At 54.0% G+C, this 17142-nt stretch carries 8 protein-coding genes; 6 read left to right on the forward strand and 2 right to left on the reverse strand.

Annotated features, from left to right (window positions below; genetic code table 11):
• Positions 1 to 171: 171 nt before the first annotated feature.
• The gene (locus C5Y83_RS24615; RefSeq protein ID WP_105332470.1) at positions 172 to 2985 is read right to left on the reverse strand and encodes a hypothetical protein; all 2814 of its coding nucleotides are present in this window, start codon (positions 2983 to 2985) and stop codon (positions 172 to 174) included.
• A 482-nt stretch (positions 2986 to 3467) separates the two neighbouring features.
• On the opposite strand from C5Y83_RS24615, the gene pilM reads away from it, so the two are divergent.
• From pilM to C5Y83_RS24650, 6 genes are all read left to right on the forward strand, one after another.
• Complete coding sequence (pilM, locus tag C5Y83_RS24620) at positions 3468 to 5816, forward strand: pilus assembly protein PilM (protein ID WP_105332471.1); 2349 nt, start codon at positions 3468 to 3470, stop codon at positions 5814 to 5816.
• Between the two features lie 3 nt (positions 5817 to 5819).
• On the forward strand, positions 5820 to 7547 hold the full coding sequence (locus tag C5Y83_RS29670) for a hypothetical protein (protein ID WP_199195161.1): 1728 nt from the start codon (positions 5820 to 5822) through the stop codon (positions 7545 to 7547).
• Between the two features lie 62 nt (positions 7548 to 7609).
• Positions 7610 to 9901, forward strand: coding sequence for a hypothetical protein (locus C5Y83_RS29675; protein WP_199195128.1), 2292 nt, complete (start codon positions 7610 to 7612; stop codon positions 9899 to 9901).
• A 385-nt stretch (positions 9902 to 10286) separates the two neighbouring features.
• Complete coding sequence (locus C5Y83_RS24640) at positions 10287 to 14402, forward strand: general secretion pathway protein GspD (RefSeq protein ID WP_105332472.1); 4116 nt, start codon at positions 10287 to 10289, stop codon at positions 14400 to 14402.
• A gap of 189 nt (positions 14403 to 14591) precedes the next feature.
• Positions 14592 to 15068 (forward strand): DUF423 domain-containing protein, encoded by a 477-nt coding sequence (locus tag C5Y83_RS24645; RefSeq protein ID WP_105332473.1) that lies wholly within the window; start codon positions 14592 to 14594, stop codon positions 15066 to 15068.
• A gap of 75 nt (positions 15069 to 15143) precedes the next feature.
• Positions 15144 to 16430, forward strand: coding sequence for an AI-2E family transporter (locus tag C5Y83_RS24650; protein ID WP_105332474.1), 1287 nt, complete (start codon positions 15144 to 15146; stop codon positions 16428 to 16430).
• Between the two features lie 154 nt (positions 16431 to 16584).
• Here the strand turns inward: C5Y83_RS24650 and C5Y83_RS24655 are convergent, their stop codons facing one another.
• Positions 16585 to 16779 carry a hypothetical protein gene (locus C5Y83_RS24655; RefSeq protein ID WP_105332475.1) on the reverse strand — a complete coding sequence of 65 codons (195 nt, stop codon included), beginning with the start codon at positions 16777 to 16779 and terminating at the stop codon, positions 16585 to 16587.
• Positions 16780 to 17142 lie beyond the last annotated feature (363 nt).

Raw genomic sequence — 17142 nt, forward strand, 5'->3', positions numbered from 1 at the left:
TGGCGTTGAGTGATGGGACTAAGTATCTCTTTTTCTCCATCACCCAATGAATGCAAGCACTATGCCAATTACGCATTGCCGGCGGAACGACCGATTATGGCTTAGCAAGTTGATAGCACGACATCCAACGCGCTAGCACGACTGCCAACTTCCGCCTCGCGTAACAGGCTATTAAGCCCACTCAACATCCAGCGGATACCACTGTCCTGGGGCGAGCTGGAAATGGATGCGATCCTTATCGACTTCGCAGCGGCTGATCCGCTTGCCATTGAAGTCGCAGAGGTGTGCTTCCTTCACGCGGTGTAGACAACGGATAGAACCCTTGGCTGGGCGGCCTTCAGTTTCCAGGATTTTGGTCGTAAAACCGGTCACTTCACCGTTGTCGTTCGTACGGGATGCGAGCGAAGTAAACATGACATTCTTGGCATCGACATGAAACAGCCACGACGATTTGCCAGCTGCTGGCATCGGGGCCATCTCGAAGGTTGGCTGCGGCTGATAGAGAAAGTCACGGGCAGCCGGCAATGAATAGGGAAGATCGAGGCCAATACCCAGGCGGAACTTCCGCTGCGATTCGCCGTGAGGAATCAAAATCGAATCGAGCATGTGGCCATGGTTCCGCAGGTGATAAGGTATGCCGCCCGTTAATAAGGTCGCTTTCCCGTGCGAGGATTCGATCTCAACGTAATTCGAAGCTTCGATTCGTCGGCCTGAGCAGCGCGTTCGCACCCACTGTACGTCATGATAGGTAAGAGCTGACTCGTCACCCCAGGCGAGGCGACAGCAGTAATGCGAATCCCAAGGCAAGGATTTTGGATCGACTTTGGGTTGAATTTCGATGTCAATCTCTAGCACCCGCGAGTCGCGCCACAAGCGATAGACCTGCTTAAAGTTGGCCATTACTTCGTTGTCTTCGCCGACCAAAGTCCCGGAAGTGCGAATCTCACCCATGGCAGCAGTGCTCGTATTGGGATCGATTTGCGTGACAACCATGCGGCTGTAAATCGCGCTCGCGTCGGGCCCGAGGTGATGTTCCCCGGCCGCTGGCTTCTTGCCAGGCATCCGCAACGAAAGCTGTTGAGAGAGACGGTTGCCTCGTGTGCGGTAATCGTAAACCGACTTGATTCCACCGGTCTCTGGATGAATGTGAACTTCCATGAACTCGTTACGCAGTACATTGCCGTCAAGCAACGTCTTCTGCCGAGTGGAGCCACTTTGTGGTGAGCCAGCGATCCAAGCGTAGCCAGTCCCAGGGACTTCGATGGCTGCCAGTTTCCGTGAACTGTCATGGGCTGCGACAATCAGAGGCTTATCACCGGCTGGAAGATCTTTGAGTTCTGGAAGGGTGAGACCGCGATTTCGCACGGAGTTTAACGTGTTAAAGGAAAGGTAGGCTCGCTCTGGCGATTGATCACTTCGAGGTAAGGCCTTCACAACTTCGTGCTGCGTGGCGAGCACCATTTTCTCGTCAGCTTCCGTATGGTCTTGTCCAGGATTCGCCGGATCTTGGATTGATCGAGAAGCGTTGGCTTCCGTACCCGGATTGGCCTGACCAGAGATCAGTTCCGCCAGCGAATGTAATTTGCTGGCAACTTCGACTTGGGCGTTATGATGTTCCCGCGCGACGTGTTGCGAAACAGGGCCTTCCTGACGACGAACGATCGATTGCTTCAGCCACGGTGTCCGATAGTCTTCTGGCTTGAAATTGCCATGATAGGTCGCGGTGTCCGTTTCCTCGAAATAATGCTCGACCGTGACGAACTCGCCCAGGCAATTGCCGTAGCGAGCGATCGTCTTCAGGTCTTCGTACCATGGTGAGGTGATCTGCGGCCAGTGAGCAAAGGCGAGCGTTGCGACGTGCTCGCCATCCATCGCCTCGCCCAGTTTGGAAAAGAGAGAGAGAAAAGTCTCTGGCTTGGTTGCATCGAGCGGGAACTTCGCCAGCGTGTCAATCGTCGATCCGTCGACGCCCTCCCAGCGGGCCTTTCCTTGATTGCTGACCGGCAAGCGGCCTTCGTCGAGTGTTGCGTGAATGGCACCAAGGTAGCCAAGCCCGCGTAAAACTTGCGGAAGGAAAGCGGTCATACCGAAACGACGGCGGCCGAAAACGCGTGGCGCGACGCCAAAGGCGGCTTCGTATGCGGCATGTCCATCATGGAAGTTTTGTAGTAATGCTTCGGGGTCGAGGAGGTTGAGCGGCCCCTCGACCAGTTCGCCCCCGACAAGTCCCAAGGTCTTCGCTTCTCGTTTTTCGACGATGGCCTGCGCGAGCAAAGGGTGCTCGCTGGCAATCTTTTGGGCGAGCGTGCCCGAGACCCACAGATTGGTCGGAATCTGGGATTGGACTTCTGCTAGCAGTTCATCGCCTAACGTCGTCTCAGCCACCAGTGTGAAATCGAGCAGGCTGGCATCGACGGAATAGTACTGATTCCGCTCTTCCATCAACACGTCGAAGCAAGCTTGTAACGCGGCTTGAGCCTCTTCTTGGTTGCCTGCCATAGCGGCCTGAGCTGCCTCGACCGTTTTGTTTTCGAAGTAGATTTCGTCCAAGCTACTCGAGTAACGCATCTGCCGGGTCAGTAGCTCGACTTGTAGATAGCAGTAACCTAATGCGTAGAAATCGGCTGCCATCTCCGTTGCGACCGGATTAACGTCCGAGACGGCTGCTAGCAGCTTTGTGGTAATCTCGACGCGATCAGTCAGGTTTTTAACCAGCGTCGCGCCTGCTTCCTTCGCCCGCTGAGTAAATCCAGCCGGGAGCTCTGATTTGCAAATCGAGGGGATCAGTAATGCTAGTCCCTCCAGATTTTCGGGGGGTGTGTCAACGCGGTGCCATTGCGGCTTCTTACCAGCGGCGGCCAAAAAGGCGGGATGCCACATGGCCGTCCAGTTAGCAAGCAGGCTTTGGGCCTCATCCCCGGTATGGTACGTGGGGAAATCTTCAAAGCTATGGCAGGGAAGCAGAATCGCGATTTCCTGAATCATCGTCCGGAAAGCCTGGGAAAGATGGGGAGGGAAATGAACGCAAGTAATTACTAATTAAAAGGTTATAGGGTATACTAGAGAAGCGTTCGAGGACCAGTGTCGACCTCAATAAATGTGCGACACATGCGGAAAAACCCCAGCCGAGGGGTGCGTAGCCAAAGTGATCGTGTCTGAAACGTTCCGTGAAACTCCGGAAAGACCGGTTCTATCTTGTTGCGAGATACTGGTTTACATAAAACGCTGGAAATTGCATTTTCGTTGACATTCCGGAGAAGTTCGCACTAGAATGAAATCGTTGCCCAAAAGGTAAAGGAATACGTAATACCTTCTGGGCGATACACCCTTCTCCTAAATTTGCTTGTCTTAACCTGCGATCTGCGGAGCGTACCTTTTACTAGGTGCCGAATTCGGGATTGAGTCCTGTCTACGGTCGAATAAAGTGGTGCGAGACGAATCGCGTACGATCGCTGTGAGGAACAGAGATGGCTGTTGGTAAAGCCGTGTGGGGCATCGACATTGGTCAAAGCGCTGTCAAAGCCTTGAAATGTCGGATGCACGAAGACGGATTCTGGATGGTTGCCGAGGCGTTCGATTACATCGAATACCCAAGTCCTTTAAACCAAGCCGGTGCTGGTTCTGAAGGTCTGGTGAAGGATGCGCTGCGGGAATTTCTCTCTCGTAATGACATTCGAAATGATACCGTCAGTATTTCCGTTCCTGGTCAGGCTGGTTTAGCTCGTTTCTTCAAGGCCCCGCCGGTTGAAGCGAAGCGAATCGCCGACATTGTGAAATACGAAGCGAAACAACAAATCCCGTTCCCGTTGGAAGACGTGATCTGGGATTACCAGCCGATGCCAGGTTCGCACGAAGAAGAAGGCATCTCGCTGGAGACCGAAATCGGTATCTTCGCAATGAAGCGGGATCAGATCTTCCGCTCGCTGCAGCCGTATCTCGATACCGGCATCGATGTTGACTTCGTCCAGCTATCGCCGATCTGTCTGTACAACTTCGTTTCCAACGATCAGCTGACGATCAACCCGCTTAAGGAAGAGTACGATCCCGCCAACCAGCCGGAATCGTACGTGATTGTCTCGATGGGTACCGAGACGACCGACTTGGTAATTACGAACGGATTCCGCGTCTGGCAGCGTAGTTTGCCGATCGGCGGTAACCACTTTACCAAGCAGCTAACCAAAGAATTGAAGCTGACCTTCGCCAAGGCAGAGCACCTCAAACGACACGCCTCGGAAGCGGAAAACGCGAAGCTCGTATTCCAGGCGATGCGTCCTGTGTTCAACGACCTGGTAACCGAAATCCAACGTTCGATCGGTTTCTTCCAGACTTTGGATCGTAAGGCCAAGATTTCCCGAATCATTCCGATCGGTAACGGTATGAAACTGCCAGGTTTGATCCCTTATCTGGGTAAAAACCTCGGCTACGACGTGGTTGAACTCGACGGCTACCAGAAGTTGACCGGAACCGAAGTGACCTCGTCGCCGACCTTCCGCGAGAATATGCTGTCGTTCGCAACCTGTTACGGGCTATGTCTGCAGGGACTACAAAAGTCGGCTCTGCGAACCAACCTGTTGCCGCAAGAGATTCTTGTTGATCGTCTGGTGCGACAAAAGAAGCCATGGGCTGTGGCGGCTGTCGCAGCCTTGTTGGCCGCCTGTGCCCTTAACTTTGGCTTCCATTGGCGTGCCTACAACGCCGCTCACAATCCCGAATTTGACAAGGGATTGAGTGCCATCAGTACCGTTTCGACAAAGAGCTCAAGCTTTACCTCGGCGGATACCTCGGCGCTCTCGGAAAAAGAAAATCTCGAGATGATTGGCCGCTATGTGGTCGGCAACGAAGAGAATCGCCGTCTATGGCCTGAGCTAATGAAGGCCATTACTACGGCGCTTCCCGTTGATCCGGACGTTCCGCCTGGTCAGGTTTCTAAGAAACCGATGGACCAGCGTCCTGACTTAGAAATCTTCACGATCGAATCACAGTACTATCCCGATCTTTCTCTGTGGTACACCGATGCGGTGAAGCAGAAGTACGCGGCCACACTCGAAAATCGTAAGGCGATTGAACGCCGTGAAAGCGAAGGAGAAGAAGCTTCTCCACCGATCGACGAGAAGATCGCGGCTGAGGAAGCCGAAGAGGCGAAGACTGCCGAAGCTGCAGATCCATCCGAGGTTGCCGAAGGTGGTGAGCCTGCGGTGGATCCAGCTGACGCACAACTGACTGCCGCAGAAGCCGAAGCGAACGTTGAATTGGATGAGTCAGAAGTCGACCCGGAAGATGAACTCGCAGGCCCCACTGCTGAAGAAAGTGGCTGGATCATCGAGTTGACGGGACGTCACTTCCACAACAGTAAGAGTGCCCGTGATAACGCTGGTGCCCAATATGTGCGTAACACATTGATCGACCAGCTCGATCGCGGTTTTGTCGAATTGATCAACGACAATAATGAGCCAGAGCTCGTCTCGATGAAGGAATTGGGGATTTCCCACCCGATCATCGCCGTCGACAAGGTGCCACAGGAGATTCAATTCCCGAATCCCGACTATGAACCACCGGCAGGTGGCCTCAGCGGCGAAGGAGGGTACGACATGTATTCTGGCGGAGGCGCTGGAATGCGAAACCCAATGGGAACTGACGACGAGCCTCCGGTTCCGGCAACGATTCCCCTGAAGATGTACGTGTTCAAGGTTCAGTTTTGCTGGCGAGAGACACCTCTCTCGAAACGAGAAGAGGCACGACTAGCTGCAGAACAAGCTGCCGCCGAAGAAGCGGAAGCCAATGCTCCTCTCACCGAAGACGCGGAAACGGAGAACTAACCCATGGATCAGTTAAGGCCCATTATTGCTGGACTGAAGAAGTACTACTTCTGGGTTTGCACTGGCATCATCCTGCTGGTTGCGATCGGGGGTTGGTACATGTCGGTTGTTGGGATCGACGAAATCACCGAAGCGAAAGAAAATGAGATCAAGACTGGTCTGAATAACGCGACCACGATTGCTAACACGCAGAATCATCCCAACGCTCAGTACGAAACTGGGATGGGCAAATGGTTGACGAAGTATCGCGAAGATATTGAGCAAGCCTGGAAAGCAAAGTGGGATGCCCAACGCAAACTGTTGAAGTGGCCCACCGAGCTGAACGTTGGCGGAAAGAACTTCGAAGACGAGATCAACGGGATCCTTTTGGATCCGGCCACGGGTGGACGACGTCCGATCGAAGCCTTGAACGATGAAGAAATGAAAGAGTTACGCGTTCAATCTCGTGAACTCTATCGTGACTACATTAAAGAAGAACTGCCCAAGTTGGCCGAGATTATCGGCGCCCATTGGACGCCCAGCGCGAACGGTGGTTACGGGGGCGGGGGCGGCTACGGTGGTGGTGGCTACGGTGGCGGCGGTGATTCATTCGGCATCGGAGGCGACAGCTTCGGTGGTGCTGAGAATTTCGGGATTTCCGGTGCAGGTGGTGGCGGCGAGTACGGCGGTCCAATGGGTGGTGCTTCGAACGATCCGAACGCTGCCCCTAAGAAGCCCGCGCTCGTTCGCTGGAGTTCAGCTAATCAGGGTGCCATTCAAGCCAAGAGTTTTGAATGGTCCGGTCAGGCTAATAACACGCCGACCACCAAGGAAGTTCTTTACGCTCAGGAAAATCTCTGGGTTTTGGAAAACCTGATGAAGATCATCGCCAAGACGAACGGCGAAATCTCCAGTCCTCACCAGGCCACGATTAAACAGATCGTTTCGATTGAATTCGGACGAGATGTGATGCCCATTCGTTCCCGCGTTACCGTTCCTCGCTTGGCGACCGGAATGGGCGAAGGTGGCGAATACGGCATGGGTGGTGAGAGCGGCTACATGGACGATCCCATGATGATGGGTGGTGAAGGTGGCTACGGCATGGACGACCCGTCGATGATGGGTGAAGGTGGTTACGGAATGGATGGGGGTATGGGCGAAGGTGGTACCGTTCAGCTCAGCCCCGGTGAGTACCGCTATGTCGACAAAGACTACAAAAAGCTTTCCATCGAGGAACTTCAATCGGCGACTACGGCACCAACCTCGGAAAACTACTACCTGACCGTGGCGAAACGCTTGCCGGTCCGAATGAAAGTAGTGATGGACCAGCGTGAGATCGACAAGTTGTTGGTCGAGTGCGGTAATGCGGACCTCATGGTCGAAGTTCGCCAAGTCCGCGTGAACGCGACCGACACCAACGCCGGCGGTTATGGCGGTGGAGGTGGCTACGGTGGCGGTGGCGGCGAATACGGCGCCATGGATGCTGGCGGGGGCGGTTACGAAGATGAATTTGGCGGCGGCATGGCTGGCGGTGGTTACGGTGGCGGCTACGGCGGCGAAGGTGGACCAGGCGGCCAGAACAGTCAGCAGAACGAAAAGATCTTTGATGTTCCTGTCGAAATCTACGGGATCATCTACATCTATAACCCAGTCAACAAGGCATTGTTGTGGCCGGATGGAAGCCAACCGGTCGACGAGGAAGAGCCGGCGACCGAATCGGCCAGCTTGATGCCACCAGCGGATCGGCGATAGTCGCAGCAAATCCCTCATCATTCAACGCAAAGGCGTTTAACGGAAAATAAGGACAATCCACGATGAAAAAGCTGGATCTACAAGACCGCGGAATCAAAACAAAATTGATTCTGCACGTCGAGAAGCTGGTTTTCGGATTAGCGATCGTCCTGGTTGCGGTATTCATCTACTTTGGTACCCAACAGGACACAATCCAAACCGAGCCGCAACAGCTTGAACAAGCCGCTAAGCGTGCGGACGAAAACATCAAGGTTTCGACTTGGGAAAAGGTAGAAGGGGAACGCTGGAAAGCTCCTGAATACCAAACGGCTGCGGCCCGCGCAAGCAAGCCGATTCCGCTGAATCCTTATGAAACCCCTTCCAGCTTGAAGGTGCGACACAAGGAAAGCGTCGAAAAACGTTCCGACCCAGCCTTGCTGACGGTCACCAATATCCAGTTGAAGCCAGGCTTCGCACCGATCGCGATGATGAGCAATCAACGTATGGGTGGTACCGGCTATGGTGGCGGTGGTTATGAATCGGAAGCAATGCCAACCGGCGGCGGTTACCCAGGTGGCGGCGGCGGTGGTTATCCGATGGGCTACGGTGGCGGCGGTTACGACATGTACGGTGGTGAAATGGGAATGGGGCCCGATCCAGATGCTCCTCCCGTTCTCACACCAGAACAGCAGAAAGAGCTGGGCCCAGCGAAAGCGGGTGCTGGCAGCAAGATTGAAGGCAAGTACTTCATCTCGGTCATGGCCCTGGTGCCGTTGAAGAAGCAGTTGGATCTTTACAACGCCTCTTTCAAGGATCGAGCGAACTACATCGAAGCTCGTGACTATCCACGCTACGTTTACTTTGCCGTTGAACGTCGTGAACAAGCGGTCGATGGACAGTGGAGCGAATGGACCAAACCGGTCAACGTGAACGCCGAACGGCTCATGGCTCAAACTCGCTGGGCATTCCGTCCGGATGAAGTGATTCCGCCGGAATACATGGATCCGGTTCTGACCTTCCCGATTCCTCCAATCCTGCTCTTTGACCCCTCGGAATGGGCTCGCCACTCCGAAATTCCCAAGTACGAACCAAAGAGCATGTACGGCGGTCCAGAAGAGGACATGGTGGGTGAAGAGTTTGACCCGCTCATGGGACAGGAAATCAGCGATAACCCCGGCGAGATTCCATTCTCTGGCGGTAACATGATGGGCGGTGATTACGGTGGAGGCTATGGTACCGGCGGATATGGTGGCCCAGGTGGCTACGGTACCGGCGGGTACGGCGGCCCAGGTGGTTACCAAGGTCAGATGATCAACGGCCGTATGGTGATCACACCTCCAGAAGGAATGATCCAAAAGCCCAGTGGCACCGGTGGAGCCGGTGGTTATGAAGGCGGCGGCGCTTCCTACCCAGGTGGTGGCGGCGGTGGTTATGAAGGGGGCGGATATACCGGTGGCAACTCGATGTTCGACGCCGAGAATAAGATGTTCCGCTTCTTTGATACTACGGTCCAGCCGAATAAGACCTACCAGTATCGTATTCAGTTGTGGCTGGAAGATCCTAACATGCCAGAACAAATCCAACAGATTCCGCCAGCGCGGGCTTTGGAAAGTGGCGTGATCGCTCGTGTTCAACCAGAACGTGACAAGATCTCGAAGGCCATGAACCAGAACCGTGGTGGTGCTGGTGGTTACGAAGGCGGCATGATGAACAGCACCAACCAGCGTCCTGTTCACGAATTCTGGCGAAAGACAGAATTCAGCGAGCCGAGCCCGGCTTGTCGCGTGCCGTCGAGTGCGGACGTTCTGACCGGCAGCATCGACTCTGGCCGAACGGTCACGCACCGAGATGATCGCAACAAGGTCCTGCGTAACGCTGATCCTTCGGCGAAAATCTTGGCGATGAAGTGGGATCCGAAAGAGGATGTCAAAGCCATGGTGACGAAGGAAATCAAGAGCGTCTCGCGTGGTTCTGCAGTTGAGTACAAGGGAGACTTGTGGGTCCTCGACCCGGCAACTTATCAGTTTAAGAAGCCATGGCCGGTGGATACCGAAGAGAAGAACCCTGAGTACGTTTTAAAAACGGGCTACACGGTTCTCGATATTCGTGGTGGACAAGACACCGCCGGACGGTTTACCGACGAGAAAAACGAGAAACTGAAAATCCCGGGCGAGATTCTCGTGATGGATGACTCGGGACACATTCACATCAAGTCAGAACTGGACGAGGAGAAGAAGTTCGCCAAGTTCAATTTCGAGAAGCCTGAGGTGAAGCGTAAGAGCAGCAATGAAATGAATGAATACGACATGGGTGGTTCCTACGAAGATTACGGTGGTGGCGGCGGACGTCGCGGCCGTGGTCGAGGTGGCCCGTAAGCATCGATTCATCATTTACGCTGTGCCAACACTGAAAGACGCTCGCAAAATTGCGGGCGTCTTTTTTTTGTGAGGTTCCCCCAAATCTCTATTGAGCCACTACGGCCTTCTCGGTACTTTACCGCCCGGCGATTTTGCGCTCATGCACATGGAATTACGTGCTAGCAGCGTATCCGGACGGAAATTCAAAAAAACTTGCGCCTGTCGCGAAAGCGGCCTTGACCCAATTTTTGCCAACCGGTATTTAACCGCCTCACCTAGAAATGCAAGGATGCAGATTCACCAATGCGCGTGATGCGTGGGGACTTTCTGCGAGGAGTTTTACCTCGTCAGAAACAGATCCCAATCGGTAACGTGTCATCGTGGGGGGAAGGATAGGAACACCATGAATCATTCTCGGTCGATCCCGATGTACACGGATCGCAGGCTGCCACAAGTTCAGACAAGGAGAGTCGCGTTGAATTTGGCCACGCGTGTGCTAACCGTCGGTCTCGCCGCCGTCGTGTTAATTGGCACTGGGAAAGGGGTCGTCGCAAATCCGTTGACCGAGATCCAACTCGTCACGTCAATGTCGGCGACAGGTCAACAACAGGGATCACTGCTAGAGAAGCGGAAGCAAGGCGAATTGCTTCAGCAAGCTCGAGCTGCCATGCAGCTAGGTGAACTCGAAAAGGCTGAAGCACTCATCGAACGTTCCAAAGCGTTCAATGTTCCAGCTTCTTCTGCTTACAGCGAAGATGACACGCCGGAAAAGGCGACCAAGGCCCTGATGGAACTCAAGGCCGTGAAGTCGAACCCGGACTACCTTGGCCAAAAGCTCATGGGGCAATCGCCTGACATGTCGCAGCAAATGGCTTCGGAAGCTCTGGCTCGCGGAAAGGCTGCTTTGGACAGCGGTCAACGCGGGGCGGCGATGAACTACTATGAGCTGGCCTTGAAGCATGGCGGTCCCGACTTCCGGGGCAGTCAGTATTCTGTCGCAGCATTCCGCCGCGATCTGGAACAAGCGGGCTTGCAGACTTCCATCGGTAACGATGGTCCTGCTAACCCAGCCATGGCTCGTCTGCCACAAGTCAACGAACCGGCGGCACCTGCCACCACCAACAATCCTTACTCGGCTGCCGTCAACCCGCAAGGGAATGCTGATACGGCTCGACGCATGTTGTTGCAGGCTCGTATGGAACTGGCCAAGGGCAACGTCGCCCTGGCAGAAAAGTTGGTTGGTCAGGTCAAAGCCCTTGGTTTGGTCTACCCGGCTCACCAAGACTCGCCTGACAATGTCGACTACCTGATTCGCAAGCTGAATCAGATTGCTGCCAGCCCGGTTGGTCCTCAGTCGGCCTTCCAGTACGGCGAAGCACTCTTGCACCAGGCAGAAGGTCTGATGCTGTACGGCCAATATGACATTGCCGAACAGATGACTCGCCAGGTCGATTCGATGCACCTCGACTTCACCCGCGCACGTGTTTCCCCTCAGCGATTACTGACCGAGATTAGCCGACGTCGCAGTGGTGATAATGCTAACCCGATGGTCAGCCCAAGCGTGCCTCAAGCAGTTGCTGGTGACGCTCGCGCGAAAGAACAAGCCATCTTGGTTCAAGCGAAGACCGCTCTCGATCGTGGTGATGTTGGCACTGCCGAAGCCTTCGCAAAGCAAGCTGCATCGATCGGTAACGGCAATTACCAATCGGGCGACCTTCGCCCAGACTTGCTGTTGCTAGAAATCGCCCGTGCGAAAGCATCCAGCCCGATCCGTCATGCTGGTGCTACACAAGACATGGGTGGTGTTGGCTTCCCGGTCGCTCAGGGGATCTACAATCCAGAAAGTGACGACACTCGCAACATGCCGGCTTCCGCTCAAGGTGGAGCAACCGGTGAAGCTGGTATTCGCTACCTGCACGAAGGGGAACAAGCCCTCGTTGCTGGTGACAAAGTGAAAGCCCGCAAGTTGTTCGAGGAAGCTTGGAAGTACGAAAATCAACTCGATCCGAATTCGCGTCAACGTCTGCAAGACTTCCTGCAACGTCAGACTAACCCGGTTACCTCCGGTGTTGCTCAGACAAGCGGGCCTTCCCCACTTGGCGAAGTGGATGCTCGTCAGCAAGTCTTGCTTCAGCAGATGATCGCAGAGGTCACTCGCGAACAGTCCAAGGCAGATGCCCTACGAGAGTTCAGCCCGAAGGAAGGCTTGGAGAAGCTGACGATCGTTCGCGTCACGGTCGAACAATCGTCGATCGATGCCGTGGCCAAGAAGCAACTGCTCGCTCGTGTTGATCGTAGTATCGAATCGCTCGAAAACTACATCGATATGAATAAGTCGCAGATTGAACTAGACGAACGTAACGCTGCGATCGACGCTCAGATCAAGAACGAACGCGACCTGCACTTGGAAGTCAACAACAAGTTGGCCGAGATGGTCGAGCAGTTCAACGAACTGATGGAACAGCAGCGTTGGCAAGAAGCCGAAGTCATTGCCCGCCAAGCTCGCGAAATGGATCCTCAGAATCCAGTCGTCGAAACCTTGGTATGGAAATCGAAGTTTGCTCGCCGATTCGCCCAGATCAACGCGATGAAGGACGATAAGGAGCAAGGCTTCTGGCAAGCTATGCACAATAGCGACCTCGCTTCGATTCCGTTCGACGACAACAATCCCTACCAATTTGGCCATACCGCCAAGGGATGGGAAGACATGACGATCGCTCGACAAAAGGCCCTCATGGAGCAGTCGCAACTGTCCGAGGACGAAGTCGAGATTCGTAAGGCTCTTAAGACCAAGGTCGATGTCAAGTTCGAGCGTCAATCGCTTCAGAGCGTGATGGAAACCCTGGGTAACATGGCTGGTATCAACGTGCAGTTGGATCCTCGCGGCCTCCAGGCTGAAGGGGTGACCTACGACACAGAAATCACCATCAGCATGCAACAAGCTGTCCGTCTGGAAAGTGCGTTGAATCATATCCTTGAACCGCTGCGTTTGAGCTACGTGATTCGTGACGAAGCGTTGGTCATCACCAGCGAATCGTTCCGCAGCCGCAACGTCTACCAGAAGGTTTACAGTGTCGCGGACTTGGTTCTGCCAATTCCGAACTTTGTGCCTAGCTACAACATGGGTCTGCCAGGTGCGATCAAAGCGGCTTACGAAAGCCAAGGTCTCACCGGTGGTGGTTCCGCGATTCCAGGTGGCGGTAGCCCCGCTCCGCTTTTCGCTCAGAATCAGGACATGACCAACCCGAACGTTCTCGCTCAGGTTCCTCAAGGATTTATTCCTGGCTTGGGTGGAAGCGGCCAGACGGTCTCCGGCCAGCCGCAAGGCAACATGGGCTTCGGTCCAGGTAACGGCATCGGTGGTGGACCAGGTGGTTTCGGTGGTGGCGTTCAGCCTGACTTTGACTCGCTGATCGAACTGATCACGACCACGGTCGAACCAGATTCGTGGGAAGAACTTGGCGGTCCGGGCTCGGTCGCTCCGTTCGCTACGAACCTTAGCTTGGTTGTCAGCCAGACTCAAGAAGTGCATGATCGCTTGGCCGACTTGTTGGCTCAGCTGCGTCGTCTGCAAGATCTTCAGGTGACCATCGAAGTTCGCTTCATTACCTTGAACGACAACTTCTTTGAACGTATCGGTGTCGACTTCGACTTCGACATCGCCGACAACACCGACGGTAACCTTTCGGGTGACCCGAGCGTGACGATCGGTTGGGACGGCACGGCGCCAACTTCCGACTTGGACCTGCAGTTCATGCAGCAAACCTTCGGAAATACGCTGCCTGCGATCGGTGGTCTGACCGGTTCGGCCGGTGCAACCTTCGGGTTCGCGATGCTGTCCGACATCGAAACTTACTTCTTTGTCAATGCTGCCCAAGGTGACTTGCGATCGAACGTGATGCAGGCTCCGAAGGTGACCTTGTTCAACGGTCAAACGGCCTTCGTCTCGGATACCACGCAAACGCCATTCGTGACGAGTGTGGTTCCGGTTGTGGGGGACTTTGCCGCTGCTCAACAGCCGGTCATCGTGGTGCTCAACGAAGGTACGTCGCTCAGCGTCCAAGCGGTTGTCTCGCCTGACCGTCGCTTCGTCCGCTTGACCTTGGTTCCGTTTTTTAGCCGAATCGGCGATGTCCAAGAGTTCACCTTCGAGGGATCGACCACGACTCGATCGGACTCGACGGTTGAAAACCCAGACTCCGCTGACGGTGGTACGACGACCGACAACACCGAAGACGTTCAAACCGGCACGACGATTCAGTTGCCTCAGTTCTCCTTCGTCACCGTGAGCACGACTGTGAGTGTGCCAGACGGTGGTACGGTGCTCTTGGGTGGTATTAAGCGTCTAAGCGAAGAACGCCGCGAACGAGGTATTCCGGTGTTCAGCAAGCTGCCGTACATCAACCGATTGTTCCGCAACGTGGGTATCGGTCGCGAAACCCAAAGCCTCATGATGATGGTCACGCCTCGTATCATCATCCAAGAGGAAGAAGAAGCTCGCCTCGGTTTCACCCCGTAAGCGAACTTTCGGTTAACTCGATTATGACCTCCTGCCGCCGTGAAATGTCTTCGGACTTTCACGGCGGTACTTTTTTGCGCGTCGGTCACTTATCGCGTACAATGGAAGATGTAGTCTGGCAAATTGCCAGCCTGATCGTCGGCCCAAGCCGCTTCCCTGCTTCATGAATCACAGTTTGAAGGATGCCACGTGGCCAAGTTTGTATTGTTTCTCGGCGTGTTGTTTGCCATGACGGCGGTGGCTGCAGGGGCGATGGAGCACGCTGTCCGCGGAATGATTATTCGTGATACGACCGAAGGAGAAGCTGCGCCCAAAGCTTCCGAAGAACTTTCCGATCCTGCCCCCAACGCCGAGGCAGCCAAACGGCTTGCCCAGTACGAGACAGGCGTTCGTTATCACATGTATCACGGACTAGCGATGATCGGCCTGGGTGTGGTCATGGCTATCTCGGCTCGCGGGCAAGTCCTGGGGCTGATTGCCGCACTTGTGATGGTGGTCGGTGTGAAGCTATTCAGTGGGACGCTTTATCTGATATCCGCTTTCGGAATGGCAGAACTGACGATGTTGGTGCCAATTGGCGGTAGTTTGCTGTTGTTGGGATGGTTGCTATTTCTAGGTGTTGTCTTGTTATTCGATCCGCTAGTCGACAAAGAAGATCTGGACTAGTAACGATCCGAGAACCCTCCGACAATCCGAGTTGTCGTCTTGCTGTCTTGAACGAACGTCAAAGTTAGGTCCTCTATGAGTCGAATTGCCAAGCTGGAACGGGAACTTCGCGGACAGACCATTTGCCAGGCGATCTTGGTGGGTGGCTTTGCACTTGTCGCCCTTACGCTTTTGCGACCTGTGCTGCTGCCGTTCGTGCTATCGATTTTCATTGTCAGCGGCTTGACGCCGGTTCTCTCAGGGATCGAGTCTCGATTTTCAACGACGCGGTTGGTTGCTGTGGTGATCGCTTCGGTTGTTGGGCTTGCTCTTGTTTTTCTACTTTGGTCGATCTTGTGGGTTTCGGTTGCCCAACTAGCAGACGAAAGCCCAAAGTATCTGGAGCGAATTCGCGCGACAGCCACATACGTGCAAGATACGATGCAGAAGATGTCGGACAGCATCACGAACGCGCTGGGGACGGCTAATAGTTCTGAGACGAGTAAAACTTCCGAAACCAAAGAAGAGGGAGCAAACGTCGCGGAAGCGGCTCAGCCGGATGCTGTCGAAGCAGAAAAGATCGTGGAAGCGGACAACGATAACTCTTCTACGAATTCAGATCAAACGGCTGACAAATCCAACGATGCGCAGCCCAATGGCAATCCCCTTAGTCGCCAGTTGGGGAGTCAGGTCACGAAGTTGTTTGAGTGGGCCTTGGCTGGAATTCGAGATGCCACAATTGAAGTGGTGACTTCGGGAACGATGGTGGTGATCTTCGTCTTCTTCCTGTTGTTAGGGAGTTCTCAGGCGATTCCAGGGAATGAAACATGGCGGGAGATCGACTCCAAAATCCGCGAATACATTGTCACGAAAACGCTCATCTCATTTTTTACCGGTATCGCGTTCGCGTTTTCACTTTGGCTGTTCGGTATTCCACTCGCCATCGTGTTTGGACTGATGGCCTTTCTGTTTAACTTCATTCCGAACATCGGACCAATTTTGGCGTGCTTGTTGCCACTGCCATTGATCATTTTCCACCCTGAATTGAGTGTCTTTGAGATGGTTTTGGCGATCACGGTCTCATCAGCCGTTCAGATTGTCAGTGGCAACGTCGTCGAGCCGCGAATGATGGGAGATTCGTTCGATGTTCACCCTATCGCCATTCTGCTGGCGTTAATGTTCTGGGGGCTCATCTGGGGCATCGTCGGCATGTTTCTCGCCGTACCGATGACCGCGATCATGAAGATCTTGTTCGCGAAGTTCAAAATGACGAAGCCTCTCGCCGACTTACTGGCGGGCCGATTCGATAGCGAAAGCTTTCGGAATTTCTATTTCGGAGAAGGGGACGAGTCGCAAGAGCCTAAACCGGAGGCTTCGAATTAAAAAAAGGCACCCTCTGTATCGAAGGTGCCGTTAGCAAAATCATTGGGAGGGTCGCCGCTAGAACAAGTTCGGCAGCGAATTCACCCAAGGATCTCTTGTTGGCGAAGCGACCAATGCTTAGATCAAATCGATCCTGACGAAAGACGTCGGTGGCTTATTCGTCGTTTTCCATGCGATAGGCGATCTCGTCGTCCGTGTGAAGTTCGGATTCACACTTCTCGCAAATGGTCGCGTTGTCATCTTGTTCGAGTCCTCGGACTACGTTGTCGCAGTGAGCGCAACGATACATCCGTTTGAAGCAAATCGAATTGCTGTTCACCAGGAAACCGTCGTGGGGAATGACGATCATGACTTGGGCCTCACTTGAATAACTGGCAATTAGGAAAGAATGAATATCATGCCCAGGCTGAAGCGCGGGTTACCTGGTTATGACGCAAAATCGAAAAAGGTATCTTGATATATCGCTATAGAGTACGTGAAAGATCCGGTCCAAAACAGGAACGAAACCAGAACGGTGTCATTGAAGTCATTGCCAGTTAACGTCTTACATGAATCAGGAAAGATCAAAATTCGTTAATATGGATTATGATCGAATCACCAATGAGGTGGATTCGCAACACCACCTGCCCCGGCAATTCAAGGGGACTGTAATTCATTCGCGATGATCGAATGTTTACGGCGTATAGCTAGATCGGTGTACGCCTGAAAATCA

This window comes from Blastopirellula marina (assembly GCF_002967765.1).
GTDB lineage: Bacteria > Planctomycetota > Planctomycetia > Pirellulales > Pirellulaceae > Bremerella > Bremerella marina_A.

Coding starts and splice junctions, on each gene's coding strand:
- C5Y83_RS29670 (WP_199195161.1), top strand. CDS start 5,820: ATGGATCAGTTAAGGCCCATTATTGCTGGACTGAAGAAGTACTACTTC.
- pilM (WP_105332471.1), top strand. CDS start 3,468: ATGGCTGTTGGTAAAGCCGTGTGGGGCATCGACATTGGTCAAAGCGCT.
- C5Y83_RS24650 (WP_105332474.1), top strand. CDS start 15,144: ATGAGTCGAATTGCCAAGCTGGAACGGGAACTTCGCGGACAGACCATT.
- C5Y83_RS24615 (WP_105332470.1), bottom strand. CDS start 2,985: ATGATTCAGGAAATCGCGATTCTGCTTCCCTGCCATAGCTTTGAAGAT.
- C5Y83_RS24640 (WP_105332472.1), top strand. CDS start 10,287: ATGAATCATTCTCGGTCGATCCCGATGTACACGGATCGCAGGCTGCCA.
- C5Y83_RS24655 (WP_105332475.1), bottom strand. CDS start 16,779: ATGATCGTCATTCCCCACGACGGTTTCCTGGTGAACAGCAATTCGATT.
- C5Y83_RS29675 (WP_199195128.1), top strand. CDS start 7,610: ATGAAAAAGCTGGATCTACAAGACCGCGGAATCAAAACAAAATTGATT.